Annotated in this window: 23 protein-coding genes and 1 pseudogene; 20 read left to right on the forward strand and 4 right to left on the reverse strand. The window is 69.3% G+C overall.

Features of this window, described 5'->3' with window-relative positions; genetic code table 11:
* The 9 genes from ACU6XJ_RS20495 to ACU6XJ_RS20535 form a co-directional block, all read left to right on the forward strand.
* On the forward strand, positions 1 to 1,836 hold a 1,836-nt coding region (locus tag ACU6XJ_RS20495), incomplete at its 5' end, for a peptidoglycan D,D-transpeptidase FtsI family protein (protein ID WP_476314201.1).
* Between the two features lie 308 nt (positions 1,837 to 2,144).
* A complete protein-coding gene (locus ACU6XJ_RS20500) occupies positions 2,145 to 3,680 on the forward strand; it encodes a UDP-N-acetylmuramoyl-L-alanyl-D-glutamate--2,6-diaminopimelate ligase (protein WP_476318543.1) in 1,536 nt (511 codons plus the stop codon).
* Complete coding sequence (locus tag ACU6XJ_RS20505) at positions 3,677 to 5,143, forward strand: UDP-N-acetylmuramoyl-tripeptide--D-alanyl-D-alanine ligase (protein WP_476314203.1); 1,467 nt, start codon at positions 3,677 to 3,679, stop codon at positions 5,141 to 5,143. The genes ACU6XJ_RS20500 and ACU6XJ_RS20505 overlap by 4 nt, the downstream gene beginning before the upstream one ends.
* Positions 5,144 to 5,175: 32 nt before the next feature.
* The gene (mraY, locus tag ACU6XJ_RS20510) at positions 5,176 to 6,219 is read left to right on the forward strand and encodes a phospho-N-acetylmuramoyl-pentapeptide-transferase (protein WP_476318545.1); all 1,044 of its coding nucleotides are present in this window, start codon (positions 5,176 to 5,178) and stop codon (positions 6,217 to 6,219) included.
* Positions 6,204 to 7,559, forward strand: a complete 1,356-nt coding sequence (murD, locus tag ACU6XJ_RS20515; RefSeq protein WP_476314205.1) for a UDP-N-acetylmuramoyl-L-alanine--D-glutamate ligase — start codon at positions 6,204 to 6,206, stop codon at positions 7,557 to 7,559. Before mraY ends, murD begins: the two co-directional genes overlap by 16 nt.
* A 6-nt stretch (positions 7,560 to 7,565) precedes the next feature.
* Complete coding sequence (gene ftsW, locus ACU6XJ_RS20520; RefSeq protein WP_476314207.1) at positions 7,566 to 9,008, forward strand: putative lipid II flippase FtsW; 1,443 nt, start codon at positions 7,566 to 7,568, stop codon at positions 9,006 to 9,008.
* Entirely contained in the window at positions 9,005 to 10,147 is a 1,143-nt protein-coding gene (gene murG, locus ACU6XJ_RS20525) for an undecaprenyldiphospho-muramoylpentapeptide beta-N-acetylglucosaminyltransferase (RefSeq protein WP_476314209.1), read from the forward strand. The genes ftsW and murG overlap by 4 nt, the downstream gene beginning before the upstream one ends.
* On the forward strand, positions 10,147 to 11,610 hold the full coding sequence (gene murC, locus ACU6XJ_RS20530; protein WP_476314211.1) for a UDP-N-acetylmuramate--L-alanine ligase: 1,464 nt from the start codon (positions 10,147 to 10,149) through the stop codon (positions 11,608 to 11,610). The genes murG and murC overlap by 1 nt, the downstream gene beginning before the upstream one ends.
* Positions 11,607 to 12,392, forward strand: a complete 786-nt coding sequence (locus ACU6XJ_RS20535; protein ID WP_476314212.1) for a cell division protein FtsQ/DivIB — start codon at positions 11,607 to 11,609, stop codon at positions 12,390 to 12,392. The genes murC and ACU6XJ_RS20535 overlap by 4 nt, the downstream gene beginning before the upstream one ends.
* On the opposite strand, the gene ACU6XJ_RS20540 is transcribed toward ACU6XJ_RS20535, so the two are convergent.
* Positions 12,389 to 13,096 (reverse strand): AfsR/SARP family transcriptional regulator, encoded by a 708-nt coding sequence (locus ACU6XJ_RS20540; protein ID WP_476314214.1) that lies wholly within the window; start codon positions 13,094 to 13,096, stop codon positions 12,389 to 12,391. The two genes, ACU6XJ_RS20535 and ACU6XJ_RS20540, sit on opposite strands and share 4 nt — an antisense overlap.
* A 184-nt stretch (positions 13,097 to 13,280) precedes the next feature.
* Here ACU6XJ_RS20540 and ACU6XJ_RS20545 point away from each other — a divergent pair, with 184 nt between their 5' ends.
* From ACU6XJ_RS20545 to ACU6XJ_RS20555, 3 genes are all read left to right on the forward strand, one after another.
* Positions 13,281 to 13,778, forward strand: a complete 498-nt coding sequence (locus ACU6XJ_RS20545) for a DinB family protein (RefSeq protein WP_476314216.1) — start codon at positions 13,281 to 13,283, stop codon at positions 13,776 to 13,778.
* Positions 13,779 to 14,003: 225 nt separating this feature from the next.
* Positions 14,004 to 15,287 carry a cell division protein FtsZ gene (gene ftsZ, locus ACU6XJ_RS20550; protein WP_476314218.1) on the forward strand — a complete coding sequence of 428 codons (1,284 nt, stop codon included), beginning with the start codon at positions 14,004 to 14,006 and terminating at the stop codon, positions 15,285 to 15,287.
* Between the two features lie 183 nt (positions 15,288 to 15,470).
* The gene (locus ACU6XJ_RS20555; protein WP_476314219.1) at positions 15,471 to 16,244 is read left to right on the forward strand and encodes an SDR family NAD(P)-dependent oxidoreductase; all 774 of its coding nucleotides are present in this window, start codon (positions 15,471 to 15,473) and stop codon (positions 16,242 to 16,244) included.
* Between the two features lie 68 nt (positions 16,245 to 16,312).
* On the opposite strand, the gene ACU6XJ_RS20560 is transcribed toward ACU6XJ_RS20555, so the two are convergent.
* Entirely contained in the window at positions 16,313 to 16,465 is a 153-nt protein-coding gene (locus ACU6XJ_RS20560) for a hypothetical protein (protein ID WP_476314221.1), read from the reverse strand.
* Between the two features lie 92 nt (positions 16,466 to 16,557).
* Positions 16,558 to 16,676, reverse strand: a pseudogene (locus ACU6XJ_RS20565) (electron transfer flavoprotein subunit alpha/FixB family protein); the annotation flags it as partial.
* Between the two features lie 402 nt (positions 16,677 to 17,078).
* Between ACU6XJ_RS20565 and pgeF the strand changes: the two are divergent.
* The 6 genes from pgeF (at position 17,079) to ACU6XJ_RS20595 (ending at position 21,124) form a co-directional block, all read left to right on the forward strand.
* Positions 17,079 to 17,783, forward strand: coding sequence for a peptidoglycan editing factor PgeF (gene pgeF / locus ACU6XJ_RS20570; protein ID WP_476314223.1), 705 nt, complete (start codon positions 17,079 to 17,081; stop codon positions 17,781 to 17,783).
* Between the two features lie 80 nt (positions 17,784 to 17,863).
* Entirely contained in the window at positions 17,864 to 18,586 is a 723-nt protein-coding gene (locus tag ACU6XJ_RS20575) for a YggS family pyridoxal phosphate-dependent enzyme (RefSeq protein WP_476314225.1), read from the forward strand.
* A 59-nt stretch (positions 18,587 to 18,645) separates the two neighbouring features.
* Entirely contained in the window at positions 18,646 to 19,269 is a 624-nt protein-coding gene (locus tag ACU6XJ_RS20580; protein ID WP_476314227.1) for a cell division protein SepF, read from the forward strand.
* A gap of 19 nt (positions 19,270 to 19,288) precedes the next feature.
* Positions 19,289 to 19,579 (forward strand): YggT family protein, encoded by a 291-nt coding sequence (locus ACU6XJ_RS20585; protein WP_476314229.1) that lies wholly within the window; start codon positions 19,289 to 19,291, stop codon positions 19,577 to 19,579.
* Positions 19,580 to 19,625: 46 nt separating this feature from the next.
* A complete protein-coding gene (gene wag31, locus ACU6XJ_RS20590) occupies positions 19,626 to 20,414 on the forward strand; it encodes a DivIVA-like cell division protein Wag31 (protein ID WP_476314231.1) in 789 nt (262 codons plus the stop codon).
* 71 nt (positions 20,415 to 20,485) lie between these two features.
* Entirely contained in the window at positions 20,486 to 21,124 is a 639-nt protein-coding gene (locus tag ACU6XJ_RS20595; RefSeq protein WP_476314233.1) for a hypothetical protein, read from the forward strand.
* Positions 21,125 to 21,831: 707 nt separating this feature from the next.
* Here the strand turns inward: ACU6XJ_RS20595 and ACU6XJ_RS20600 are convergent.
* Positions 21,832 to 22,485: a TetR/AcrR family transcriptional regulator gene (locus tag ACU6XJ_RS20600; protein WP_476314235.1), complete on the reverse strand. Its 654-nt coding sequence runs from the start codon at positions 22,483 to 22,485 to the stop codon at positions 21,832 to 21,834.
* Between the two features lie 76 nt (positions 22,486 to 22,561).
* Here ACU6XJ_RS20600 and ACU6XJ_RS20605 point away from each other — a divergent pair, with 76 nt between their 5' ends.
* Positions 22,562 to 23,464, forward strand: a complete 903-nt coding sequence (locus ACU6XJ_RS20605; protein WP_476314237.1) for an AurF N-oxygenase family protein — start codon at positions 22,562 to 22,564, stop codon at positions 23,462 to 23,464.
* 266 nt (positions 23,465 to 23,730) lie between these two features.
* The gene (gene ileS / locus ACU6XJ_RS20610; RefSeq protein ID WP_476318547.1) at positions 23,731 to 26,883 is read left to right on the forward strand and encodes an isoleucine--tRNA ligase; all 3,153 of its coding nucleotides are present in this window, start codon (positions 23,731 to 23,733) and stop codon (positions 26,881 to 26,883) included.
* Positions 26,884 to 26,956 lie beyond the last annotated feature (73 nt).

The raw sequence follows: 26,956 nt of genomic DNA on the forward strand, positions 1-26,956 counted from the left end.
GTCGAGGTGCGCGGAGTCCGCGCACCTCGACCCGCGGATGTGGGCGCCAACCGCGCCCGGTTGGTGATGGGCCGCATCTTCCTGGTGGCCATGCTCGTCGCCGCGGGTCTCAAGCTGCTCCAGGTGCAGGCCTTCGACGCGGGCACGCTGGCGGAGGCCGCCACCAAGCAGCAGGTGGAGCACCGGACGCAGTACGCCAAGCGCGGCTCGATCTCCGACGTCGAGGGACGTCTGCTGGCCTTCAGCTCCGACGCGCGCAGGCTGTACGCGGTCCCGCGCAACATCGACGAGGAAGTGCGCAAGGCGCCGACCATCACCAACAAGGACCCGGCCGTCTACAAGCGCGAGATCGCCGCGTTCATCAAGCACGAACTCGGCGACGCGGTCGATGAGAACACCCTGTTCAACCAGCTCAACTCCGGCGGCGGCTACACCAAGCTGACCGGCCCCATCGACCCGGCCAAGGCCGATCGCATCACCAAGAAGTACGCGGTGATCGGCGCCGAGTACGAGGCCGTGCGTCACTATCCCGGCGGTCCGGTCGCCTCCAACATCATCGGCTACGCGAACTGGCGCGACGAGGAACGCAAGACCGGCGGCCTGATCGGCCTGGAGAACTACCGCGACGACTTCCTGGCAGGCCGCAACGGCAAGCGGGTCGCCAGCACCGTCCAGGGCAGCAACCAGATCATCCCCGGCAGCGAGCGCCTGATCGAACCCGCCGTGGACGGCTCCAGCATCCAGCTCACCATCGACGCGGACATGCAGTACGCCGTGCAGAACATGCTTCAGGAGTACGCCGCCAAGGCCAACGCCCGCACCGCCAGCGTCGTCGTGCTGGACGCCAAGACCGCCGAGGTCAGGGCGATGGCCAACAGCGCGAGCTTCGACCCCAACCAGTTCGACCCGAACCGACTGGACCTCCAGCGCAACTACGCGATCCAGTCCCCGTACGAGCCGGGCTCGGTGAACAAGGTCGTAGCGGCCTCCGCAGCCATCGAATACGGGCTGCTCAAGCCGGACAGCGTGCTGAACGTGCCCGGCCGAATCAAAATCGCCGACCGCGTCATCAACGACGCCTGGAACCACGGCCCCCTGGACATGACCTTCACCGGCGTGCTGTCCCGATCCTCCAACGTCGGCACCCTGATGGCGGCCGACAAGATCGGCGAACAGCGCTACGCCGAAATGCTCGACAAATTCGGCCTCGGCGAGAAAACCAAACTCGGCCTGCCCGGTGAAAGCGGCGGCATCGTCCCCGCCCGAGCCCAGTGGTCCGGTTCGACCTTCGCGAACCTGCCCATCGGCCAAGGCCTGTCGATGACCGCGTTGCAGATGACCGCGATGTACCAGACGATCGCCAACGACGGCATGCGCATCCCGCCGAGAATCATCAAGTCCACCGAGGACGCCAACGGCAAACGCACCCCCGAGCCCCGCCCGGAAGGCGTGCGCGTGATCAGCCCCGACACGGCGAAAACCGTACGGGACATGCTTCGCGGCGTGGTCCAAGACGCCCCCGGCCAGCGCGGAACCGGCCCGCAGGCGGCGGTCGCGGGCTACCAGATCTCAGGCAAGACAGGCACGGCCCAGCAGGTCGACAAGGCCTGCGGCTGCTACTCGAACTCCAAGTACTGGATCACCTTCGCGGGCATCCTCCCCGCCGATAACCCCCAGTACGTGGTGGGCATCGTCTTGGACGCCCCCTCCGGCGGTACTCCGGAAAGCGTCACCGCCGCCCCGCTGTTCCACGACGTGGCGAACTACATCGCGCAGCGCTACCGCATCCCGCTGTCGAAGGAGCAGACCCCGGTGCTGACGTTGAACGTCGGCTAGAACCGGTTGCCGGACCCGCCAGGAAGCATTTCCGACGCGGAGGGAATGCAGGCCTCGAAGCTCATCGCAGAATACAGAGAAACACCCTGCGGGGACTGACAAATCGAGAATCCGCCATTGATCGGCAGCCGCTGGGCAAACGAAGTACGCGGGGGTTGGCAGAGCGTGATTTCACCGTGCGGTGAATTCAGAACCGAGACCCGAAATGCCGGGCAGCGGGCATGGGGAACCGGCCACAGAGGACAGGTGTGAGCCATCAGGAGCAGCGCGGGTAGCCTCTCGGCGTGCCTGGAGTAAGCAAGGCCAGCATGGCCCCACCACGTCCGCAGCGCGTCGAGCCCAAGAGGATCGACACGCTGGCCGATCTCGTAGGCGCCACCGTGCTGGAGCCGAGTGACCGAGCGGCCACGGGCATCACGCTCCGCGCCCAGCACGTCAGGCCTGGCGACATCTTCGCGGCGCTGCCGGGGGCGCGCGCCCATGGTGCGGCCTTCGCCGACCAGGCCATCAAGGCGGGGGCGACGGCGATCCTGACCGACAAGGCGGGCGCCGAAGAGGTCTCCGAGGCCATCGTCCCCGTGCTGCTGCACGACGACCCCCGCTCGGTGCTGGGCAGGCTGGCCGCGCACATCTACGGCAACCCCTCCGACCGGCTGCGGATCATCGGGGTCACCGGCACCTCGGGCAAGACCACCACCAGCTATTTGATCGAATCCGCCCTCCGGGCCGCCGGCCTCACGACGGGGCTCATCGGGACGGTGGAGACGCGCATCGTCGACGAGCGGCTCGACTCGGCGTTCACCACGCCCGAGGCGCCGGACCTACAGGCGCTGTTCGCGATCATGGTCGAGCGCGGCGTGACGCATGTGGCGATGGAGGTCTCCAGCCACGCCCTGGCGCTGGGGCGGGTCGCGGGCACCCACTACACGGTGGGGGCGTTCACCAACCTCTCCCAAGACCACCTGGACTTCCACGCCGACTTCGACGACTACTTCGCCGCCAAGGCCCGCCTCTTCGACGGGCGGTCCGACACCGAGGTCGTCTGCACCGACACCGAGTGGGGCCGCAAGCTGGTCAAACCCGACACCATCACGGTGAGCACCGGCGGGGAACCCGCCACCTGGACCGCCGCCGATCTACGCGCCGAGCCCACCGGCACCCAGTCGTTCATCGCCAACGGTCCGGACGGGCTGCGGCTGCCGCTGCGGCTGCGGCTGCCCGGTGCGTTCAACGTCAGCAACGCCTTGGTGGCGCTGGCCTGTCTCCGCGCGGTCGGCATCTCCACCGACGCCATCGCCCGCGGCCTCGCCGAGGTGGACGTGCCGGGCCGCATGGAGCGGGTGGCGCTGGGCCAGGAGTTCACGGCGGTCGTCGACTACTCGCACAAGCCGGGGGCGGTGGCCGCGGTGCTCGACGCCGCTCGGGCCCAGGCCACCGGCAAGGTGATCATCGTGCTGGGCTGCGGCGGCGACCGCGACGTCGCCAAGCGTCCGCTGATGGGGGACACCGCGGCGCGGCGGGCCGACCTGCTGATCGTCACCGACGACAATCCCCGCACCGAGGACCCCGCCACCATCCGGGGCGCGATGCTGACCGGCGCTTTGGACGTGCCCGCGGACCAGCGCGGTGAAGTGGTCGAGCAGGGCGACCGCCGCAAGGCGATCACCGAGGCGGTCCGGCGGGCCGAACCCGGCGACCTGGTGATCATCGCGGGCAAGGGCCATGAAACCGGGCAGGAGATCAACGGGGTGGTGCACCCGTTCTCCGATCGGGAGGAACTTGCCGCCGCGATCCGCACGCACCTCGCCAAGGGCGGCCGCCCGGCTGTGGAGGTCGGTGGATGATCCCGCTGACACTGGCCGAGATCGCCGCGGCGGTCGGCGGCCGGGTGCACAACGCCACCGGTGACGAGGTGGTCACCGGCACCGTGGAGTTCGACTCCCGCAAGGTCACCGAGCGCGGGCTGTTCGTGGCGGTCCCCGGCGCTCGGGTCGACGGCCATGACTTCGCCGCCAAGGCCGTCGCACAGGGCGCGACCGCGGTGCTGGCGGCGCGGGAGGTCGACGCCCCGGCGGTGATCGTGCCGCGCGCCGAAGCCCCCAAGAGCGCCGCCTACGCGCTGGCCGCCGACACCGACGGCTCCGGGCTGGCCGTGCTGACCGCGCTGGGCAGGCTCGCCCGGCACGTGGTGACCAGCCTCGACGGGCTCACCGTCGTCGGTATCACCGGCTCGTCGGGCAAAACGTCCACAAAGGACCTGTTGGCGCAGCTGCTGGAGCCGATGGGGGACACCGTCGCCCCGCCCGGCTCGTTCAACAACGAACTCGGCCATCCCTGGACCGCGCTGCGCGCCACCACCGACACCCGGCACCTTGTGCTGGAGCTGTCCGCCCGCGGCCCCGGCCACATCGCCCAGCTCTGCCAGATCGCCCCGCCCCGCATCGGTGTGGTGATCAACGTCGGCTCCGCGCACCTCGGCGAGTTCGGCTCACGGCAGGGCGTCGCCCAGGCCAAGGGCGAACTGGTCGAGGCACTGCCCGAGGACGGTGTCGCGGTGCTCAACGCCGACGACCCGCTGGTCCGTGCCATGGCCTCCCGAACCAAGGCGCGGGTGGTGCTGGCGGGCCAGGACGCCACCGCCCACGTCCGCGCGGTCGATATCACGCTCAACGACGCCGCGCAGGCGAGCTTCCGGCTCGTCACGCCGCGGGGCGAGGCGGACGTGCGACTCGGGCTGTATGGGGCGCACCACGTGAACAACGCCCTGTGCGCCGCCGCGGTCGCACTCGAACTCGGTGCGACGCCCGCACAGCTCGGCGAATGGCTTTCCGGCGCGACCAGCCGGTCCATTCGCCGCATGCAGGTCACCGACCGCGCCGACGGCGTGACGTTGATCAACGACTCCTACAACGCCAACCCCGAATCCGTGGCCGCGGCGCTGAAGACGCTGGCCGGGATGAGCCGCGGCGCCACCCGCAGGCGCAGCTGGGCGGTGCTCGGCACCATGGCCGAACTGGGCGAGAACAGCGTTGCGGCACATGACGAGATCGGCCGTCTCGCGGTGCGGCTGGACATCAACCGGCTGGTCGTCGTCGGGGAGGATGCCCGCCCGATGCACCAGGGGGCGTGTCTGGAAGGCTCTTGGGCAGACGAGTCGGTACTGGTACCCGACGCCGATGCCGCCGTCACATTGCTACGCAACCAACTCAGCCCCGGAGACGTCGTTCTGGTGAAGGCGTCCAACGGAGTCGAGCTGTGGCGAGTGGCTGACGCACTGCTGGAACAGAAAGACGGAGGAGCCCCGTGAAGGGCATCTTCATTGCCGCCGCGGTGGCATTGATGGTCTCGATCCTGCTCACGCCCTATCTGATCCGGATCTTCTCCCGTCAGGGCTTCGGCCAGGAGATCCGCGAAGAGGGCCCGCAGCACCACCAGAGCAAGCGCGGCACGCCCACCATGGGCGGTGTGGCGATCCTGCTGGCGCTGTGGGTCGGCTACGGCGTCAGCCACCTGTACTCCTACCTGACCAGCCCGAACTACAGCGGGCCGTCCATGTCGGGGCTGCTGGTGCTGCTGCTGACCTCCACGCTCGGCCTGGTCGGCTTCCTCGACGACTTCATCAAGATCCGCAAACAGCGCAACCTCGGCCTGAACAAGACCGCGAAGCTGGTCGGCCAGCTTTTCGCCGCGGTGCTGTTCGCCGTGCTGGCCCTGCAATTCACCGACGAAAAGGGCCTCACGCCCGCCTCTGACAACCTGTCGTTCATCCGCGACATCACCGCGGTGTCCTTCGGCACGGTCGGCTTCATCGTCTTCTGCTACGCATCGGTGTCGGCCTGGTCCAACGCCGTGAACCTCACCGACGGCCTCGACGGTCTGGCCGCGGGCTCCTCGGCGATGGTGCTCGCCAGCTACGTGTTGATCGCGTTCTGGCAGTTCCGATACGAGTGCAGCGCCAACGTGCCCGCGCCCAACTGCTACTTCGTGCGCGACCCGCTGGACATCTCGATCGTCGCCGCCGCGGCCATGGCGGGCTGTGTCGGCTTCCTGTGGTGGAACGCCGCCCCCGCCAAGATCTTCATGGGCGACACCGGCTCGCTGGCGCTCGGCGGCCTGGTGGCCGGTCTGTCCATGGTGACCCGCACCGAACTGCTGATGGTCGTCATCGGCGGCCTGTTCGTGGTCGAGGCGCTGAGCGTGAGCTTGCAGATCGCGGTGTTCCGCACCGCCCGCAAGCGGCTGTTCCGGATGGCGCCCTTCCACCACCACTTCGAACTCGCGGGCTGGGCCGAGACCACGGTGATCATCCGCTTCTGGCTGATGGCGGGCATCTGCTGCCTGTTCGGCATCGGTCTGTTCTACAGCGAATGGCTGTCCACCTAGTGCGCGGCAAGCACGTCATCGTCGCGGGAGCCGGGGTTTCCGGTGTCTCCGCGGCGAAGGCGCTGCGCACCCTCGGCGCCGAGGTCACCATCACCGACGCCAACGCCGACCGCCTGACCGCCTGCACGAAGTTCGACACGGCCGTGGGCCTCACCGAACCGCCCGCGGGCACCGACCTGGTCGTCACCAGTCCCGGCTGGCGACCTGACGCGCCGCTGCTCAAAGCCGCCGCCGCGGCGGGCATCGGGGTGATCGGCGAGGTCGAACTGGCCTGGCGGGTCGCGCAGTCGGACGGCGTTGAGCGGCGCTGGTTGTGCGTGACCGGCACCAACGGCAAGACCACGACCGTGGGCATGCTGGAGTCGATCCTGCTCGCCGCGGGCCGCAAGGCGGTGGCCTGCGGCAATATCGGGCTGCCCGCGATGGACGCGGTGCTCGGCGGCTACACCGACCTCGCGGTGGAACTGTCCAGCTTCCAACTGCACTGGTCGCCCTCGGTGCGCCCCGACGCGGGCGTGCTGCTCAACCTCGCCGAGGACCACCTCGACTGGCACGGCAGCATGGACGCCTACGCGCAGGCCAAGGCAGGCATCCTCAGTGGCGCCGTGGCAGTCGCGGGCACCGACGACCCGGTTGTCGCCGAGTTGCTGGCGAAATCGCCCGCCGACCGCAAGATCGGCATCACGCTCGGCGCGCCCGCACCAGGACAGTTCGGGATCTCCGACGGTGTGCTCACCGACGACGCGGGCACACCGCTGATCGACGCCGCCGACGTGCGCCCGGCAGGCCCGCCGGGGCGGTTCGACGCGCTGGCCGCCGCCGCGCTGGCGCGGGCGGCGGGGGTGACACCGGCGGAGATCGCGCAGGGGCTGCGCACCTACCAGCCCGCCGCGCACCGCGCGGTCGTGGTCGGCGAGTTCGGCGGGGTCACCTACATCGACGACTCCAAGGCCACCAACCCGCACGCCGCAGCAGCCTCGCTCGGCGCGCACCCGCACATCGTGTGGGTCGCGGGCGGCCAGCTCAAAGGCGCCTCGGTGGACGAACTGGTCGCCGACGCCGCCGACCGGCTGCGCGCGGTGGTGCTGATCGGCCAGGATCGCGCAGTGATCGCGGCCGCACTCGCGCGACACGCCCCAAATGTGCCGGTGCGACAGGTGTCCGCGGGAGACCATGGCGCCATGACGGAGGTCGTGCGCACCGCGGCCGGGCTCGCGCGGCCCGGCGATGTCGTGCTGCTCGCGCCCGCCGCGGCGTCCTGGGACATGTTCGACAACTACTCCCACCGCGGAAACGCCTTCGTCGAAGCCGTCCGGGCGCACTATCCCGAGGCGCGGTGAGCGGCGGTGTCGGGCGGCGGCAAAGCTCCTGACACGGCCGCGAGCAGCAGGGTGCTGTCCCGGCTCGCGCAATTCCGCTCCGCGCTGACGGCGTGGCTGGCCCGCCCGCTGAGCTCGTTCCACCTCGTGCTCGCGCTGACCGGCCTGCTCACGGTGTTCGGGCTGGTGATGGTGCTCTCGGCGTCCAGCACCATGCCCAACGCCACCTACGCGACGTTTCGCAAGCAGATCATCTACTGCGTCATCGGCCTCGGTCTGTTCTGGATCCTGCTGCGCATCCGGCCCAAGACACTGCGGGCGGTCAGCTTCACCGCGGTGATGGTCTCCCTGCTGTTGCTGGTCTTGGTGCTGGTCCCCGGAATCGGCACCGTGCGGGGCGGCGCGCGAAGCTGGTTCGTACTGGGCGACCTGTCGTTCCAGCCGGTCGAGCCCGCGAAACTCGCGGTGGCGCTGTGGGGCGCGCACGTGCTGGTCACCAAACGGGCGCTGCTCAACCAATGGCGGCACCTGCTGGTGCCGGTCGTGCCCGTGACGTTGATCATGTTCGCGCTGCTCATGCTGCAACCCGACCTGGGCAGCACGATCACGCTCGGCATCGTGCTGCTGGCGCTGCTGTGGTTCGCGGGCGCCCCGCTGCGGCTGTTCGCGATGCTGGTGCTCGGAGCGGGCACCGGGGTGATCACTTTGGCGCTGGTCGCCAACTACCGGTGGGAGCGCGTCACCACGTTCCTCAACCCGCAGGCCGCCGACAATTCCGCCGAGGGCTACCAGGCAAGACAGGCGCTTTACGCGTTGGCCGACGGCGGTTTCCTCGGCAAGGGACTCGGGCAGGGCAGCGCCAAATGGAAGTATCTACCCAATGTCCACAATGATTTCATCTTCGCCGTCATCGGCGAGGAGCTGGGCTTTATCGGCTGTTTCGTCGTATTGAGCCTGTTCGCGATCCTGGCATACGTCGGCCTGCGCATCGCCTCCCGCAACACCGACCCGTGGCTGCGCATGGTGGCCGCGACGCTGACGGTGTGGACGGTCGGCCAGGCCGCGCTGAACATCGGCTACGTGGTCGGGCTGCTCCCGGTCACCGGCCTGCCGCTGCCCCTGATCTCCTCCGGCGGAACCTCTGTGGTCACCACGATGATCACGTTGGCGGTGTTGGCCAACATCGCCCGCCACGAACCGGAGGCGGTCGCCGCGCTGCGCACCCAGGGCCCCGGTCGGGTCGGGCGGCTGCTGCACCTGCCGGCACCGGAGCCATACCACCCGGCGGCGCGGCGCAGGCCCGCCAGACCGTCGACCCCGCCGCGAGCCGCCGGTCGGACTACGGGAATATCAGGTCGTGGCAGCACCGTGTCGCAACTCGACTCGCGTCGGGAGCGGCGGGGCGCTCCACCCAGCGACCAGAACCGCCGCCGCGGATCGTGGCGGAGTGCCCAAGGAGGACATCGGTGACCACCGGGCAGCCGGGATTCAGCGGGACGCCCGCACCCGCGCCACACAAGCAGCAGTGCGTCGTCGTCGCGGGAGGCGGCACCGCGGGACACATCGAGCCCGCGCTCGCCCTCGCGGACGCGGTCCAGCGGCTCCGACCCGGCACCAAGGTCGTCGCGCTGGGCACCGAGCGGGGCCTGGAGAACAAGCTGGTCCCCGCGCGGGGCTACCCGCTGGAGCTCATCCCGCCGGTGCCGCTGCCCCGCAAGCCCACCACCGACCTGCTGAAGCTGCCGCTGAAGGTGCGTGACGCGATCCGCCGCACGCGCGAGATCTTCGAAACCCACGGCGCCGACATCGTGGTCGGCTTCGGCGGCTACGTCGCGTTGCCCGCCTACCTGGCCGCCCGCGGCAGGCTGCCGATCGTCGTGCACGAGGCCAACGCGCGGGCGGGCCTGGCGAACAAGGTGGGCGCCAAGTTCGCCGCGAAAGTCGCCGCCGCCGTTCCCGGCAGCGGCCTGGAGGAGGCCGAGGTCATCGGCATCCCGCTGCGCGAGTCGATCACCAGCCTGGACCGCGCCGCGCTGCGCGCGAAAGCCCGCGCCGAGTTCGGCCTCGACCCGGACGCGCCCACGCTGCTGATCTTCGGCGGCTCCCAGGGCGCCCGCAGCCTCAACGAGGCCGCCGCGGGCGCGGCGACCGCCTTCGCGGAGGCCGGGATCGGCGTGCTGCACGCCCACGGCCCGAAGAACACCGTTGCGGTGCAGCAGGTTCCCGGCGCACCCGCCTACGTCACGGTGCCTTATCTGGAGCGCATGGACCTGGCCTACGCCGCCGCCGACGCGGTGCTGTGCCGCTCCGGCGCGATGACCGTCGCGGAGGTCTCCGCGGTCGGACTGCCCGCGGTGTTCGTCCCGCTGCCGCACGGCAACGGCGAGCAGGCACTCAACGCGCTGCCCGTGGTCAACGCCGGTGGCGGCCTGTTGATCGAGGACGCGGCGCTGACCCCGCAGCGCATCACCTCGGAGGTGATCCCGATGATCGCCAACCGCGAGCGGCTCGCGCAGATGAGCCTCGCCGCGCAGCACAGCGGCCACCGCGAGGCCGCCGACAAGCTCGCCCACATGGTGCTCGAGCTGATCGACAAGAAGGCGACCTGATGGTGGCACCCACCGAACTGGACCCCCGGCTGGCCAGGACCCACCTGGTCGGCATCGGGGGCGCCGGGATGAGCGGCATCGCGCGGATCCTGCTGGCCAGGGGAGCGGCGGTGTCGGGCTCGGACGCCAAGGACTCCCGCACGGTGCTGGCGCTGCGCGCCCAGGGCGCCCAGGTGGCGGTCGGGCACGAGTCCGCCAACCTGGAGCTTCTCGACGGCGAGCCCACCGCCGTCGTGGTGTCCACCGCGATCCGCGACACCAACCCCGAACTCGCGGGGGCCCGCGACCGCGGTCTGACGGTGCTGCGCAGGGCGGAGGCGCTGGCGGCGCTGATGAGCGGCCACCGCGTCGCGTGCGTCGCCGGTACCCACGGCAAGACCTCGACCACCTCCATGCTGACCGTGGCGTTGCAGAAATGCAGGCTGGACCCGTCCTTCGCGATCGGCGGCGACCTCAACGAGTCCGGCGCCAACGCCCACCACGGCAGCGGCGGCATCTTCGTGGCGGAGGCCGACGAAAGCGACGGCTCGTTCCTGTTCTTCGCGCCCTCGGTGGCCGTCGTGACGAACGTGGAGGCCGATCACCTCGACCACCACGGCAGCGTGGACGCCTACGTGTCGGTGTTCAACGAGTTCATCGAACGCATCGAACCCGGCGGCACCCTGATCGCCTGCGCAGACGACCCCGGCTCGGCGACGCTGGCCGACCACGCGGAGAAGGCGGGCCTGACCGTGCTCCGCTACGGCCGCACGGTGCCCGAGGGCGTCCCGGGCGCGCGGGTCGTCGACTACCGCCCCACCGACTCCGGCGGCGCCGTGACGGTGGTGCTGGAGGGCGCCAACCACGGCGAGGTGACGATCAACGTCGCCACCCCCGGCGAGCACATGGCGGACAACGCGGTCGCGGCGCTGCTGGCCGGACTGGAACTCGGTGCGCCGCTGGACTGCCTGCTGGGCGGGCTGGCCGCGTTCGGCGGGGTGCGCCGCCGCTTCGAGTACAAGGGCACCGCGGCGGGGGTGCGGGTCTACGACGACTACGCCCACCACCCCACGGAGGTGGCGGCACAGCTTCGGGCCTGCCGCCCGTTGGTCGGCCAGGGCGCGGGCAGGCTGGTCGTGGTGTTCCAGCCGCACCTGTACTCGCGCACCAAGACCTTCGCCGCGGAGTTCGCCGACGCCTTGGCGCTCGCGGACGAGGTCGTGGTGCTGGATGTCTTCGGCGCCCGCGAGGAGCCGGTGCCCGGCGTGACCGGCGCGTTGATCGCCGACGCCGTGAACCTGCCCGAGGGCGCCGTCCGGTTCGAGCCGTCCGTCAGCCGGGCCGCGGGGCTGGTGGCGGAGCTGACCAGGCCCGGCGACCTGGTGGTGACGATGGGCGCGGGTGATGTGACCATGCTCGGCCCCGAGATCCTCGCGGAGATCGACCGGCTTGGCGCGGCGGATGAGCCGCTGAGCGGGGTATGACCAGGCCGGGCGGGCCGCCCCGGCGCGGCGCGACGCGCTACGTCGAGCGGGAGCGGGTGAGCAGGCCCGCCCCGCAGGCCCCGCCACGGCGTCGCCCGGTCCGCAGGGTCCGCCGCCACTGGCTGCTGCGACCCGTCGGCGTGATGCTCATCGTCACCGTGCTGGTCAGCGTCGGCTACCTGATCTACTTCACGCCCCTGCTCGGCGTCCGCTCGGTCGAGGTCGACGGCACCACCGCGCTGAGCGCCGAGGATGTCCGCCGGGCGGCGGACATCGAACGCGGCACCCCGATGTTCCGGCTGGAGGTCCCGGCGATCGAAGCCAGGGTCCGCACGCTGCCCCGGGTCTCCGCGGTCTCGGTGGTGCGTGAGTGGCCGTCGACCGTGCGGTTGCAGATCACCGAACGCCAACCCGCGCTCATGCTGCGCGCTCCCGACGGTGTCGTCCTGGTGGACGCCACCGGGTTCGGCTTCGCCACCGTGCCGACCCCGCCCGCCGGGCTGCCCGAGCTTCAGGTGCACCGGGTCGCTCCCGAGGATGCCTCGACCAAGGCCGCGCTGGCGGTGTTGCGTGCCGTGCCGGAGAAGCTGCGTCCCGAGATCCTCACCGTCATCGCCGAGACCCCCGGCAACGTCCGCCTGCTGCTCGCGGGCGGGCGGGAAGTCCGGTGGGGGAGCGCGGACCAGTCCGACCGCAAGGCTCGCGTCCTGGTGCCGCTGATGACCCGCCCTGGGCGCATCTTCAACGTCTCGACACCCGACCTGCCGACGATCACGCCCTAGGCGGCGCTGCGCAGGACGTCAAGGTGCACCGCGGCCAGTCGCCTGCCGGGGTCGACGCCGAGCTTGTCCCGCAACCGCCCCTTGATCCGAGCGTAGGCGGTCAGGGCTTCCGCGGGCCTCCCGTCGGCGCACAGCGCTGAGATCAGGGCGGCCGCCAAGGCTTCGTCCAGCGGGCGCCACGAAGCGAAGCAGGACAACCGCTCGACGGCGGCCGATGTCGAACCCGCTCGCACCGCCAACTCCGCCCATTCCACCGCTGTCGACACGAGTTGCTGCTCAAGGGTGATCCGAACCCCGTCGGCCCACGGCGAATCGAGATCGGCGAACGCCTCGCCGCGCCACAGTGACAACGCCCGATCCAAATCCCCGACACGGCGGTCCGCATCACGCGACAGCTGGTGGAACACGTGCAGGTCAACACAATCGGCGGGCACATCGACGGCGTATCCGCCGGAGCGCCGCACCACGGATATCCCGGCGGGCTGAAGAATCTTCCGCAGCCGGGTCACATAGCTGTACACGCCCGCCCTGACCGCTCGCGGCGGGTTGTCATCCCACACCGCGTCGACAAGAGCGGAGACCTGAACCGGCCGCCCCGCGGAGAACAACAGCACGGCGAGGACGGCGCGTTGCTTGGCGGTGCCCAGGTCGACAATCCGCCCGTCATGCCAACACTCGACGGGGCCCAATACCCGGAAATCCATTGCCAGATCCCCCTGTCTCCCGGCACTTCAGTGAGACGACCAGGCACAAGACCGGGTTGCTGGCATTTCCCTGGGCCGCAAGGGCCGTGCGCTGACGAGCAAATGCACGCATAACGCGGGGACAGTGGCTCGCCCCGAACGAAATTCACCTGACGCGTTCCCAATGGGCGGTCAGACTGCGGCCATGACGACACGGATCGAACCGCCGCCCGTCGCCGACGAGCGGGGCATGCTCAACGGGTTCCTCGACTACCTGCGCGCGAGCATCGCGGTGAAATGCGAAGGGCTGTCGGAGACCGACGCCCGGCGGTCGGTGCTGCCGTCGAAGCTGATGACCCCGATCGGAATCGTCTCCCACCTGCGGTGGGTGGAGCACTATTGGTGGGAGGCGGTGGTCGCGGGCCGCGAGCTGCGGGCGCCGTGGACCGAGACCGACCCCGATGCGGACTTCCGCCCGCCCCCGGAGCAGGCTCTCGCGGAGGTGCTCGCGGACTATGCGGCACAATGCGCAGTGAGCCGGGAGGTGCTGGCGGAGATCGACCTGAATCGGCAATTGACCCATCCGAGGCTGGGGAATGTCGCGGTGCGGTGGGTGCTGGTCCACATGGTCGAGGAAACCGGTCGCCACGCCGGTCATCTGGACATCGTGCGTGAACTACTCGATGGAGTTACCGGCACGTGAGAAGCCGAGGACAGTGTTTAAGAGCTCGGACAACACGCGGCGTGGCGTCTGGACCCGAACGCTGCCGGTGCTTAACGTCCCCATCTAATAGGGAGTTGACAAAACTCTTGACCTCAGCTTGAGGTCGCTGGTTCCGCTTCTCGATCAGTCTCGGGAAGGGAGCAGGCGCGGCGAGCGCCACGCCAGTACGAGCAAGGACCGAAATCAGGAAGGCGGATCGATCCGATGACTCCCCCGCACAACTACCTTGCGGTGATCAAGGTCGTCGGCATTGGTGGCGGCGGCGTTAACGCCGTGAACCGCATGATCGAGGTCGGGCTCAAGGGCGTCGAGTTCATCGCGGTCAACACCGATGCCCAGGCACTGCTGATGTCCGATGCCGATGTGAAGCTCGACATCGGCCGAGAGCTCACCCGTGGCCTTGGCGCGGGCGCCAACCCCGAGGTCGGCCGCAAGGCAGCCGAGGACCACAAGGAAGAGATCGAAGAGGTCCTCAAGGGCGCCGACATGGTCTTCGTGACCGCGGGCGAGGGCGGTGGCACCGGCACCGGCGGCGCGCCCGTCATCGCCTCGGTGGCCCGCAAGCTCGGCGCGCTCACCATCGGCGTGGTGACCAGGCCGTTCTCCTTCGAGGGCAAGCGCAGGGCGGGCCAGGCGGAGGACGGAATAAAGGATCTCCGCAACGAGTGCGACACGCTCATCGTGATCCCCAACGACCGCCTGCTCCAGCTTGGCGACGTCGGCGTCTCGCTGATGGACGCGTTCCGCTCCGCCGACGAGGTGCTGCTCTCCGGTGTGCAGGGCATCACCGATCTGATCACCACCCCCGGTCTGATCAACCTGGACTTCGCCGACGTCAAGAGCGTCATGTCCGGCGCGGGCAGCGCCCTGATGGGCATCGGCTCGGCCCGCGGCGAGGGCCGCGCGGTGCAGGCCGCCCAGAAGGCGATCAACTCGCCGCTGCTGGAGGCCTCCATGGAGGGCGCGCACGGCGTGCTGCTGTCCATCGCGGGCGGCTCCGATCTCGGCCTGTTCGAGATCAACGAGGCGGCCTCGCTCGTCCAGGAGGAAGCCCACCAGGAAGCCAACATCATCTTCGGCACGGTCATCGACGACTCCCTCGGCGACGAGGTCAGAGTGACGGTGATCGCCGCGGGTTTTGACGGAGGCCAACCGACTCACAAGAAGCTGGACCCGGCGCCGGTTGGCCGTTCCAAAGTCGCCTCGGCCCAGTCGGGTCAGGTGAACCCGCAATCCGCGGCTCCGCAGCACCCTCAGCAGCAGCCCGCGCCCGCCGCGCAGACCCAGACCCGCGCGGCGGCCCCGCAGCCGAGCCACAACGGCGGCAGCCCGCAGCAGCGCCCGGCCGCACAGCAGCAGATGCCGCGCCACCCGTCCCCACCCGCCCAGCAGGCCGTCGGCTACGGCGGCTCGCTGCCCAGCCGGGCGGTGCCGGTGACCGAGGACCCCGACGACGAGGTCGACGTTCCGCCCTTCATGCGCAGGTAGCTCCCACCAGTGGCCTGAGTTGGAGGTGCGTCACCCGTCTTCCGCGCCCAGATGGCCGCAGGCGGCGTTGGCGAAAAACCCTGGTACACCCGGTACTGGCGGTTTTTCGCCGCCTTGCCTGCAACCATCCGGATCACGAAATCCGGGCAGCACACCTCCAACTCAGGCCACTAGGCTGGCAGGGTGGCTGATCGAAGCAGGGGAGTACTGGTCACCGGCGCGTCCCGAGGAATCGGACGGGCCATCGCCGCCGCCTTCGCCCGCGAGGGCGCCAGAGTGGCGGTGCACTACTCCACCCGCCGAGAGGACGCCGAGGCCACCCTCGCCGACCTGCCCGGCCGCGGCCACCGCCTGATCCAAGCCGACATCAGCGACCCCGAATCGGTGCGCGGCCTGGTCGACACCGCCATCGGCAGCCTCGGCGCGATCGACGTCCTGGTCAACAACGCCGCCTCCGCCACCTCCGCGGCCAGCGCCCACCCCGTGGCTGCCACCTCCTACGAGGACTGGCAGCGCGCCTGGCAGCAGATCACCGCGGTGAACCTCCTCGGCGCCGCCAACGTCTCCTACTGCGTGGCCCGCCACATGGTCGAACGCGGCGTCCACGGCCGCATCATCAACATCGGCTCCCGCGGCGCCTTCCGCGGCGAACCCGACCACCCCGCCTACGGCGCCAGCAAGGCCGCCCTGCACGCCCTCGGCCAGTCCCTGGCCCTGGCACTGGGCCCGCACAACATCGCCGTCACCTCCGTCGCCCCCGGCTTCGTCGCCACCGAACGCACCGAGTCCCGCCTGGCCGGAGACCTCGGCGACGCCCTCCGCGCCGAAAGCCCCTTCTCCCGAGTGGGCACCCCCGAGGAGATCGCCGCCGCCGTCACCTACCTGGCCTCCGAACACGCCACCTGGGCCGCGGGCACCATCCTCGACCTCAACGGCGCCTCCCACCTCAGATCCTGACCCACACCCCAGCACCCGCACGGACCACAGCCCCCACCGGCGACCCGAACCTCCGAAGCGACTTCGCGTCATCGGCGCCTGCCGCGTTCGCCGCCGACCTGCGTGCGCGACCACCCGACCCAGTCGCCGAACCTGCGGTGCGTGACCACCCCGACCCAGTCGCCGAACCTGGTGGTGCGCGACCACACCGAGCAGCCGCCGAACGTGGTGGTGCGCGGCACCCGGGCCTACGGGGTACAGACTCCCCACCGAGCCCGGCCGGACCTGGTCAGCGCTCCTCTGCCCCGACGTCCACCCGTGGCCGCGAATATCGCGAGTCCTTCAGCTTGGCGGCAGTGCCGGGGGCGCCGACCACGACGGCCGACGGCGAGCCCAGCTTCTTCTCGCGGTCAGCAGTTCGAGGCTGACCTTCGTGATCTCACCGTCCCGCAACCGCCGTCCGCATCTACGTCTTCAGCCGCCGCATTTGTCGGACCCCAGCCCTAGACTGTGTATCGGGGGCTGCTCAGCCAGATCTCGCTCCAGGGCGTCGTGACGTCGCCCCAGGGGCGCATCATGACGCCGCAGGTCGACATCATGACGTTCCGGGGAGTTTCGCCTGCCCGGCGTCGGGGCTGTGCGGTGAATTTCGTGGTGATCTTTCTCGCACCCCTTCCCATCGGCTGGTGTCCGGATTTCGACATGGATACACAGGTTTCGGCCATTCGATCCGTGGTGGGCGTGACATTCCCGCGTACGGAGCGCCCGCGGGCGGACGCCAGGGGCAGCGGAGGTGGTTGTCGGGGGCGGGGTTAGAGTCCGATGGCATCGCAGCCGGGTGCTTGGGAGGCCACTGTGCGTGTTCGTCGGGTCGTGACCACTCGGGCCGGAGGCCATTCCAAGGCGCCCTACCAGTCGTTCAACCTCAGCCACAATGTCGGCGATGATCCCGCCGCGGTGGCGGCCAACCGCGCGCGGCTGGCCAGCGAGCTTGGCCTTGCCGCCGACCGCCTCGTGTGGATGGAGCAGGTGCACAGCGCCAACGTGGAGATCATCGACGGACCGCGCGACGAGCCGGTCGCCGACACCGACGGCATGGTCACCAATGTGCCGGGCCTCGCGCTCGCGGCGCTCGCCGCGGACTGCGTCCCGGTGCTGATGGCCGACACCCACAATGGCGTGATCGGCGTCTGCCACGCGGGCCGCGTCGGCGCCCGTGACGGTGTCGCCACCGCGACACTGGCCGCCATGGAGAAGCTCGGCGCCCACACCGACCGCGTCGAAGTGCTCCTCGGACCCGCCGTCTGCGGCGAGTGCTACGAGGTTCCGCAGGCCATGCAGACCGAGGTCGAGCAGCACCTGCCCGGCAGCGCGGGCAAGACCCGCGGCGGCACCCCGGCACTGGACCTGCGGGCGGGCCTGTGGCGGCAGCTTGCCGACGCGGGGGTGGCCAGGATCGGCGCCGACCCGCGCTGCACCATCGAGGACGACACCCTCTTCAGCCACCGCCGCGAGCGGACCACCGGCAGGCTTGCCGCGCTCACCTGGCTCGAACCGTGATCACGCCCATAGCTGCCTGACCGCCCGCGAACGCGCATGATGATGTCTGCGCGGGAAAGCGGTGCGACAAAGGGAGGGCGATGAGCAGGCTGGCGGAGCTGCGGGCCGGGTTGGAGACGATCCGCGGGCGGATTGACCGGGCCTGCCGGGCGGCGGGCCGGGACCCGGCCGAGGTCACGTTGCTGCCGGTCACCAAGTTCTTTCCCGCGAGCGATGTCGCGTTGCTGGCCGAACTCGGGCTGACCGAACTCGCCGAGAGCCGCGACCAGGAGGCCGCGGCCAAGATCGCCGAGGTCGCCCTGCCGGACCTGCGCTGGCACATGGTCGGCAGGCTCCAGCGGAACAAGGCCCGCTCGGTCACCGGCTGGGCCGACCTGGTGCACGCCGTCGACAGCCTGCGTCTGATCACCGCACTGGACAGCGCCGCGACCGCCCGGCTGGCCGACGGTTCCCGAAGCGAACCGCTGGGCGTTCTGCTGCAGCTCAGCTTGGACGAAGACCCCGAAAGAGGTGGATGTTCGGCGGCAGAACTACCCGCCCTCGCCGTGGCGGTCGACGACAGCCCCGGCCTGCGACTACGTGGCGTAATGGCTGTTGCCCCGCTTGGCGTAGATCCGGCTGTGGCTTTTACCACCCTAAGGCGTAACGCGGATCGCGTCCGTGACGTTAATCCGGACGCGACCATGATCTCTGCTGGTATGAGTGGAGATCTGGAAAGCGCAATAAGTAACGGCTCTACGTGTGTGCGTGTCGGAACCGGACTGCTGGGCAGCAGGCGGTTAGCCTCGCCGGAGAGTCGATAAGGCAGCAGGTCGCCGGTCTGTCCGGCGGTGGTCGAGGGAGTCTTGAGGAGAGGCTGGCCATGAGCGTCATGCACAAGCTGAAGGCCTACTTCGGGATGGTCCCTGCCGACGATGCCGACGGTTATGACGACGGCTATCGGTCCGACTACCGAGCCGGGTACGAGGCCGAGGAGTACGACGCCTTCCCCGACCGGGTGACCGGCAGGCGGCGTTCCTTCGGCAGCTACCCCGGCTCCTACCGGGCCGAACTGACCGAGGACGACGATTACGAAACCGACACCGAACGCCCCGTCGTCCGTCGCAACTGGTCCCGAGAGGCACCGGTCCGCGGCGCGCTCGCGGTCGAACCGCAGCGCGAGCCGATCACCAGAGTCCGTCCGATGACCGAACAGGTGTCCCTGCCGTTCAGCAGGATCACCACACTGCACCCTCGTACCTACAACGAGGCGCGCACCATCGGTGAGCACTATCGGGAGGGCATCCCGGTGATCATGAACCTGACCGAGATGGACGATTCGGACGCCAAGCGACTGGTGGATTTCGCCGCCGGGCTCGCCTTCGCTATGCGCGGCTCGATCGACAAGGTCACCAGCAAGGTGTTCTTGCTCTCACCGCCGAACGTGGATGTTACGGCCGAGGACAAGAAGCGCCTCGCACAGGGCCAGTTCTTCAACCAGAGCTGAACGATGGCAGAGTTGTGTTGTGCAAGTGGTCTGGCTGGTCATCTACTACGCGCTGTTCCTGTTCTGGATTCTGCTGACAGCGCGCATCGTCGTCGAGCTTGTTCGCGCCTTCGCCAGGGACTGGCGACCCGCAGGAGGGGTTGCGGTGGCGCTGGAGACCATCTACACAGTGACGGACCCACCTGTTCGAGTGGTCCGCCGCATCATCCCGATGGTTCGATTCGGGGGCGTGGGGCTGGACCTATCGATTATGGTGCTGTTGCTGGTCGTGTTCATATTGATGCGAGTGGTGCTTGCTCTTCCTGGGTAACGGGGAACCCGGGGATCCGCAGCGAAGGAGTGCGTGAGGTGATCCGATGCCGTTGACCCCCGCCGACGTTCATAACGTCGCGTTCAGCAAGCCGCCGATAGGCAAGCGCGGCTACAACGAGGACGAGGTTGATGCTTTCCTCGACCTCGTCGAGACCGAGCTGGCCAGGTTGATCGAGGAGAACAACGACCTGCGCCAGCAGGTGGAGCAGTTGGAGTCCCAGTTGGACGCCGCCCGCTCCGACCTCGACGCCGCGCCGGCGCCCCGTGCGCTGGAGGAGCGGCCCAGGCTGGCACCCGTGCCGCCGCCGACGGCCATGGAGCAGACCTCGCCGGGTGGTGATCACCACGTGCAGGCCGCCAAGGTCCTCGGGCTCGCCCAGGAAATGGCCGACCGGCTCACCGGTGAGGCCAAGGCCGAGGCCGACGGGATGCTCTCGGAGGCTCGGACCAAGTCCGAGCAGCTGCTCTCCGAGGCGCGGGCCAAGTCCGACAGCATGGTCAACGAGGCGCGCTCGCGTGCCGAGACGATGCTCAACGACGCCCGCACCCGCTCCGACACACTGGAGCGGCAGGCCAGGGAGAAGGCTTCCGCGCTCGAGCGCGACGCTCAGCGCAAGCATGCCGAGGTGATGGGCTCCATCACCCAGGAGAAGAACACGCTCGAGAAGAAGATCGACGAACTGCGCACCTTCGAGCGGGAGTACCGTACTCGCCTCAAGACCTACCTGGAGTCGCAGCTTCGGGAACTGGAGGGTCGCGGTTCGGCGGCGCCTTCGGAAGGCCGACAAGGCGGGCAGGGCTACAGCTTCGGCGCTCGGGCCGAGGCAGGTTGAAACCAGGTCCGTCACGGGCATTGAGCGGCGGTACCGCGACGAGGCGGTACAGCCAGTGCGAGGTGTAGCGCGTGCTGTTGATCGTTCTGCTGCTGGTACTGGCGTCGTTCGGTTTGCTCGTGGTGGCCTTGAGTACGGCGACCACGGTGTGGGCATGGCTCTCGGTAGGACTGAGCGTCATCGCCGCCATCGTGCTTGCCGTGGAGTGGGTGCTCCGCAGGCGGGAGCAACGTGCCCGAGGGAGTGGGGCACTCGAGACGCCTGCGGTGACCGACTCCGAGGAGACCGCCGTAGTCGGTGAGCGACCCCAGGCCGAAGGGGAAGTCGGCCGGGAGCCCGCCACCGGACCCATCGACCAGCAAGCGCACTCCGGTGGTGCCGGCCCCGTGAATCGCGGGGACCGGCACACCGAAGACACCATGGTCGTCTTCGGCAACGGCGAGGCCTCCGCGACGGGCCCGCTGGACTTGGAGCCTCCCGAGGAGGACACCGACGCCGCCGACCTGATCGCGATCTCCGAGGCATCGGATGAGGTGCTGGTCGTCGACGAGCACCCCCGCTACCACCTCCGCGTCTGCGGCTGGCTCGCGGGAAGGCCCGCCCTTCCGCTTCCCCTGCGCGAGGCACGGCACTTGGGCTTCACCCCCTGCGCCCGCTGCACCCCCGACCGGGTCACCGCGGCCGCGCACCGCCCTACCGCATCACGCTGATCTCCGCGCTCGCTCCTGAGCCGCATGCGCGGATGAGGTTTCGTGATCGGCGGTTCTCCGGGACGCCTGATCAACCGAATGTGTGACATCGCGATCGGCGGCGATTCTCGCCAAGGCTCCCTGAACCGTCATCATGCGCCCCTGGGTCGACATCATGACGCCCTGGGAGATCATGATGACGCCCTGCGGCGGGATCTGGCGCAGCAGCCCCCGATACACAGCCTAGGGCTGCGGACCGACAAATTCGTGGTTGGCGCCGCCCGGCGGGCCTGGCCCGCGCCCGGTCGACCAGCCCCGTCCCTATCGACGTGTTCCGTAGCGATCTTGGGTGCTGACCGAGGAACACACGGTGGACGCGGCGTTCCCGTCCGGTCAGTTCCGCAACGGTCTTGAGTGCTGACTGGGAAACGCACGGTGGACGTGGCCGTTCCCGTCCGGCCAGTTCCGCAACGATCTTGAGTGCGGACCGAGAAACACAGTGGATGCGGCCGTTCCCGTACAGCGTGGTCAGGGACGACAGCGTTGGAGCATCCGTGCGGGGTCGGCGGCCGTTCGCGTGGGTCAAAGGTCGTCCACGTCGTGAGTGCGCAGTTCCGTTCGAAGGGACTGCGCACTCATGTGTCCATCACCAGGGCCAGGAGGTGCCCGCGCCTCTCGACCTTGCGCAGCGGTTGCTGTGATTGTCCGGAACCACGTCGGCCTCTGGCTTACGCCTTTGGGCGCAGGGTTTGGACGAGGGGGGCGATGTAGAGGTCCATCAGGCGGCGGTGGCCTTCGGGGGAGTCCACGGGGAGGACCGTGTCGGGGGTGACGACCAGGGACAGGACGCAGCGGGCGATGAGTTCGGCGGCGCCGTCGATGTCCTCGTCGGGGAGGGACAGGCGGCCTTCGGTGATCTCGGCGCGGATGTGGCCCGCGATCCACTCGCGGGAGGCGGCCAGGAGGGTGCCTGCCTTGGTGGTGAGTTGGGGGAGGATCAGTTCTGGTTCGGTGCGCAGCAGGCGGTTGAGCAGGCGGTGGTTGCGCAGGAACGTCAGGCAGAAGATGACGCCCTCGGACAGCTTCGCCTCGGGGGAGGGCTGGTCGGCGATGACCTTGTCCACCTTGGTCAGGAAGCGGCGCAGTTCGCGCATGATCAGCGCGTTGAGCAGCTGGTCCTTTTTGGGGAAGTAACGGTAGATCGTCACCCGGGACAGGCCGACCCTGCGAGCCACGTCGTCGATGGTGAAGCGGCGCAGGCCGAAGTCCTCCGCCTGTTGCAGGGCGGCGCCCATGATCCGCTCGGTGGTCTCGTCCACCGGGAGGTCCGTCGCCAGCGCCCGCTGGAGGAGGTTTTCGCTGTTACCTGCCACAACGCGCATCTTACAGACTTTACAGGTTGACTCTCTTTGTTTCACGTGTTCTGCTGTTGCCGACCCCACATGTGAGGAGTTCGTCATGGTGAAGGTCGGGGAACGGGAGCAGACGGCGCAGCGACTGCTGAGCGGTTCGGTCCGGCGCTCCTACGATCCCGAGTTGGACATCGACTGGGACGCACCGCTGGCGGCGGACAAGTTCTATGTCCCGCCGGTCACGGTGTCCCTGTACGGAACTCCGATGTGGGAGGGGATGAGCCCCGAGCAGCGGGTCGAGCTGTCGCGGCAGGAAATGATCAACGCCCTGAGCGTGGGCATCTGGTTCGAGAACATCCTCAACCAGCTCCTGCTGCGGATGACCTACAACATGGACCCCGGCCGCAGCCACGTGCACTACGCCCTCACCGAACTGGCCGACGAGTGCAGGCACATGACCATGTTCGGGCGCGTCATCGACCGCGTGGGCGGGCGGGCCTATCCCCAGGGGTTCTTCCTGCACAACCTCGGCAAGCTGGTGCCGCTGTTGCTGCGTGGGCCCTCGCTGTGGGTGGCCGCGCTGGTCGGCGAGGAGATCTTCGACGCCGCGCAGCGCAAGTACATGAACGACGACCGCATCCAGCCGCTGATGCGGCAGGTCATGCGCATCCACGTCACCGAGGAGTCCCGGCACATCCGCTACGCCCGCGAGGACCTCGTCCGAAGGCTCCAGCGGGCGCCGTGGTGGGCGCGCGAGTTCTCCCGCATCGTGGCGGGCATCGGCGCGTTGTTGCTCAAGACCGTCCTCACCCGGCCCGAGGTGTACCGGCGAGCCGGGCTGGATGTGCGGCAGGCGCGGAAGGCGGTCCGCGAGAGCGAGCACCTGCACGCGATGTGGGCGGACTCCTTCGAGAAGCTGCGCTCCTTCCTGCACGAGCAGGGCGTCATTCGCGGACCGAGCAGGATGCTCTGGCGCCTGGCCAGGGTCCACCCGGACGGCGTCCGCTGACCGAGCCGGGGTCGTCGGCAAGTGATTTGCGCCAGGTGAGTACCCTGGAAACCACAAGGCGCTGATCCGGCCATCACCGGGGAGCCTCCGGAAGAACGGGCGAGAGCCTCAGTAGAACCGGACGGGTCCGGCCCGTCACAGCCGACGAACGAGCGGCCGGTGCATACCGGCAAGCGGGGTGGTACCGCGGGACGCGGCAGCGTCTCGTCCCCGCACGTGGGCGCAACCGCCCTGTGCGAGGCGAGACACGCGAGGAGCAGTACCCGATGGCCTACCCGAAGGTCCAGCTGACATCGTCCGAACCGGCGGGCAACGCCGGGGTCCCGGCGCAACCGTTCTTCCCCAACATCGAAAAAGACGTGCTGTCCTACTGGGCCGCCGACCGCACCTTCCAGGCCAGCGTCGAGAACCGGCCCGCGGGGGACAACGGCGACAACGAGTTCGTCTTCTACGACGGCCCGCCGTTCGCCAACGGCCTGCCGCACTACGGGCACCTGCTCACCGGGTACGCCAAGGACACCGTGCCGCGCTACCAGACCATGCGCGGGCGCCGGGTGGAGCGCCGGTTCGGCTGGGACACCCACGGCCTGCCCGCCGAGGTGCGCGCCGAGCAGCTGCTGGGCATCAACACCAAGGCCGACATCGAAGCGCTCGGCATCGAGAAGTTCAACGAGGTCTGCCGCACCTCGGTGCTCCAGTACACGAAGGACTGGGAGGCATACGTCACCCGGCAGGCCCGCTGGGTGGACTTCGCCAACGACTACAAGACGCTCGACCTGGACTACATGGAAAGCGTCATGTGGGCCATCAAGACGCTGTGGGACAAGGGTCTGATCTACCAGGGCCACCGCACGCTGGCCTACTGCTGGCGCTGCGAGACGCCGCTGTCCAACACCGAGACCCGGATGGACGACGTCTACAAGGATCGCCAGGACCCGGCGCTGACGGTGGCGTTCCGGCTCGAGTCCGGCGAGAACGTGCTGGCCTGGACGACCACGCCGTGGACGTTGCCGTCCAACCTGGCGCTGGCAGTGGGTGTCGACGTCGACTACGTGACCGTCGAGCACGATGGCGAGCGCTACATCCTGGCCGAGTCGCGGCTGCCCGCCTACGCCCGCGAACTCGGCGAGGAGCCCACGGTGCTGGCCCGTCAGCAGGGCCGCGACCTGGTCGGCAAGCGGTACGAGCCGCTGTTCGGCTACCTGGCCGACACCGAAACCTTCGGCACCGAGAACGCGTTCCAGGTGCTCGCGGGCGACTTCGTGTCCACTGAGGACGGTACGGGCGTCGTGCACATCGCGCCCGCCTTCGGTGAGGACGACAACCTGCTCGGCCGCGCGCACGGCATCCCGATCATCGAGACCATCGACTCGCACGCCCGGTTCGAGCCGATGGTGGGCGACTACGCCGGTCAGCACGTGTTCGACGCGAACAAGCCGATCATCGCCGAGCTCAAGAAGCGCGGCGTTGTGCTGCGGCACGAGTCCTACAACCACTCCTACCCGCACTGCTGGCGCTGCAACAACCCGCTGATCTACAAGGCGGTGTCGTCCTGGTTCCTCGCGGTCACCAAGTTCAAGGACCGCATGGTGGAGCTCAACCAGGAGATCAACTGGGTGCCCGGCCACATCAGGGACGGGCAGTTCGGCAAGTGGCTGGCCAACGCGCGGGACTGGAACATCTCCCGCAACCGGTTCTGGGGCTCGCCGATCCCGGTGTGGGTCTCCGACGACCCGAACTACCCGCGCACCGACGTCTACGGCTCGCTGGACGAGTTGGAGCGCGACTTCGGCGTGCGCCCGACCGACCTGCACCGCCCGTTCATCGACGAGCTGACCAGGCCGAACCCGGACGACCCCACCGGAAAGTCGACCATGCGCCGGGTGCCGGAGGTGCTGGACTGCTGGTTCGAGTCCGGCTCGATGTCGTTCGCGCAGGTGCACTACCCGTTCGAGAACGCCGACTGGTTCGAGCACCACTACCCCGGCGACTTCATCGTGGAGTACATCGCCCAGTCCCGCGGCTGGTTCTACACCATGCACGTGCTGGCCACGGCGCTGTTCGACCGCCCGGCATTCCGCAACTGCGTCGCGCACGGCATCGTGCTGGGCGACGACGGGCTGAAGATGTCCAAGTCCACCGGCAACTACCCGAGCGTCAACGAGGTCTTCGACCGCGACGGCGCCGACGCCATGCGGTGGTTCCTGCAGGCCAGCCCGATCCTGCGCGGCGGCGACCTCTCGGTCACCGAGCGCGGCATCCGGGAAGGCGTGCGGCAGGCGATCCTGCCGCTGTGGAACTCCTACTACTTCCTCGGCCTCTACGCCAACGCCGAAGGGGTGCAGGGGCGCTGGCGCACCGACAGCACCCACGTGCTGGACCGCTACATCCTGGCCAAGACGCACGACCTGATCACCGTGACGCAGCAGGCCATGGACTCCTATGACCTCGCGGGTGCGTGCGGGCACGTCAGGGACTTCCTGGAGGTGCTGACCAACTGGTACGTGCGCCGGTCCCGGGACCGGTTCTGGGCCGGTGAGCAGGACGCCATCGACACCCTGCACACCGTGCTGGAGGTGGCCTGCCGGGTGGCGGCGCCGCTGCTGCCGCTGGTCACCGAGGCGGTGTGGCGCGGGCTGACCGGCGGCCGGTCGGTGCACCTCACCGACTGGCCAGACGCCATCGACCTGCCCGCCGACGACGGCCTGGTGGCCGCCATGGACGAGGTGCGCCAGGTGTGCTCGACCGCGCTGTCGCTGCGCAAGGCCAACAAACTGCGCGTGCGGCTGCCGCTGGCCAAGCTCGTGGTGGCCACCCCGGACACCGCGCTGCTGGAGCCGTTCACCGAGATCATCCGCGACGAGGTCAACGTCAAAGCCGTCGAACTCACCGCCGATGTCGCGGCGCACGGGCGGTTCGAGCTGACCGTCAACGCCCGCGCCTGCGGGCCGCGGCTGGGTGCCGACACCCAGAAGGTGATCAAGGCGGTCAAGTCGGGGGAGTGGACCCACGGACCGGAGGGCCAGGTGATCGCCGCGGGCATCGAGTTGCTGCCCGAGGAGTACACCGAGCGGCTGGTCTCCAGCGACCCCGGCGCCGCCGCGGCACTGCCCGGCGGAGCGGGACTGGTGGTGCTCGACACCGAGGTGACCGCCGAACTGGCCGCCGAGGGCCTGGCCAGGGACGTGGTCAGGGTCGTGCAGCAGGCCCGCCGGGACGCGGGCCTGGACGTGGCCGACCGCATCCGGCTGACCTTGCAGGTGGACGACGAGGTGCGCGCCGCCGTCGACCGGCACCGCGAGTTCATCGCGGGCGAAACCCTGGCCACCTCGATGGAGTTCGGCGACGCCGGTGACAACCCCCACACCGGCCCCGTCGGCGAGGGCTCCACTGTGCTGGTGGGAGTCCGCAAGGCCTGAAACCGGGCATTGACGACCGAAACTCCCCTGAGCCACACCGGTTCCGGGGAGTCTCGGTCGTCAAACCCGGTGG

It is taken from the genome of Actinorectispora metalli (assembly GCF_056323685.1).

Coding starts and splice junctions, on each gene's coding strand:
- murC (WP_476314211.1), top strand. CDS start 10,147: ATGGTGGCACCCACCGAACTGGACCCCCGGCTGGCCAGGACCCACCTG.
- ACU6XJ_RS20535 (WP_476314212.1), top strand. CDS start 11,607: ATGACCAGGCCGGGCGGGCCGCCCCGGCGCGGCGCGACGCGCTACGTC.
- ACU6XJ_RS20540 (WP_476314214.1), bottom strand. CDS start 13,096: ATGGATTTCCGGGTATTGGGCCCCGTCGAGTGTTGGCATGACGGGCGG.
- ileS (WP_476318547.1), top strand. CDS start 23,731: ATGGCCTACCCGAAGGTCCAGCTGACATCGTCCGAACCGGCGGGCAAC.
- ACU6XJ_RS20545 (WP_476314216.1), top strand. CDS start 13,281: ATGACGACACGGATCGAACCGCCGCCCGTCGCCGACGAGCGGGGCATG.
- ACU6XJ_RS20580 (WP_476314227.1), top strand. CDS start 18,646: ATGAGCGTCATGCACAAGCTGAAGGCCTACTTCGGGATGGTCCCTGCC.
- ACU6XJ_RS20500 (WP_476318543.1), top strand. CDS start 2,145: ATGGCCCCACCACGTCCGCAGCGCGTCGAGCCCAAGAGGATCGACACG.
- ACU6XJ_RS20600 (WP_476314235.1), bottom strand. CDS start 22,485: ATGCGCGTTGTGGCAGGTAACAGCGAAAACCTCCTCCAGCGGGCGCTG.
- ACU6XJ_RS20575 (WP_476314225.1), top strand. CDS start 17,864: ATGAGCAGGCTGGCGGAGCTGCGGGCCGGGTTGGAGACGATCCGCGGG.
- mraY (WP_476318545.1), top strand. CDS start 5,176: ATGGTCTCGATCCTGCTCACGCCCTATCTGATCCGGATCTTCTCCCGT.
- wag31 (WP_476314231.1), top strand. CDS start 19,626: ATGCCGTTGACCCCCGCCGACGTTCATAACGTCGCGTTCAGCAAGCCG.
- murD (WP_476314205.1), top strand. CDS start 6,204: ATGGCTGTCCACCTAGTGCGCGGCAAGCACGTCATCGTCGCGGGAGCC.
- ACU6XJ_RS20605 (WP_476314237.1), top strand. CDS start 22,562: ATGGTGAAGGTCGGGGAACGGGAGCAGACGGCGCAGCGACTGCTGAGC.
- ACU6XJ_RS20505 (WP_476314203.1), top strand. CDS start 3,677: ATGATCCCGCTGACACTGGCCGAGATCGCCGCGGCGGTCGGCGGCCGG.
- ftsZ (WP_476314218.1), top strand. CDS start 14,004: ATGACTCCCCCGCACAACTACCTTGCGGTGATCAAGGTCGTCGGCATT.